The following is a 606-nucleotide window of genomic DNA, read 5'->3' as shown; positions in this document are numbered from 1 at the left end:
TTTCGCTATCCGCCAAATATCGTTCTAATATATTGTCGTCATGGTTGCATACAAATTCTTTGTATTCTTCCTTTATATATGTTTGGGAGCAAACCGGATAAACCGATCCATCGACAACATTTTGCATAAACAGGACATCTTGAGACAGATTTGCTTTTATATCCAGATACAAACGCTCCAAATTCACACCGGCTCGGTCAATCTTATTGATAAATATAATTGTCGGGATTTGCAGCTTCTGTAAAGTATTGAACAGCAACTTTGTCTGCGCTTGTATGCCTTCCTTTGCGGATAAGATGAGGACTGCTCCATCAAGCATTTTGAATGTCCGCTCCACTTCCGCAATAAAATCCATGTGTCCCGGAGTGTCAATGATATTGCATTTCACACCATTCCAGATAATAGATGTCGTAGAAGCCCGAACAGTAATTCCTCTACGTTTCTCTATATCCATAGAGTCCGTTATGGTGTCACCATTATCCACACAGCCGCACTTTTCCGTTGCTCCACTGGCAAACAGCAGATTCTCGGTTACGGAAGTTTTTCCTGCATCAATGTGAGCAAGAATTCCTAAATTTATAATATTCATTTGGATTAAGCAATAAT

The 606-nt window shown here is 39.8% G+C and carries 1 protein-coding gene; it reads right to left on the bottom strand.

Annotated elements, in window-relative coordinates; all coding sequences use genetic code 11:
* Positions 1-589: GTP-binding protein (locus H8S63_RS19815; RefSeq protein WP_186927721.1), on the bottom strand; the 589-nt coding region annotated here is incomplete at its 3' end.
* Positions 590-606 lie beyond the last annotated feature (17 nt).

This window comes from Bacteroides sp. NSJ-39 (assembly GCF_014287315.1).
GTDB classification, from domain to species: domain Bacteria; phylum Bacteroidota; class Bacteroidia; order Bacteroidales; family Bacteroidaceae; genus Bacteroides; species Bacteroides finegoldii.
This window is presented reverse-complemented; position numbering and strand designations above follow the sequence as displayed.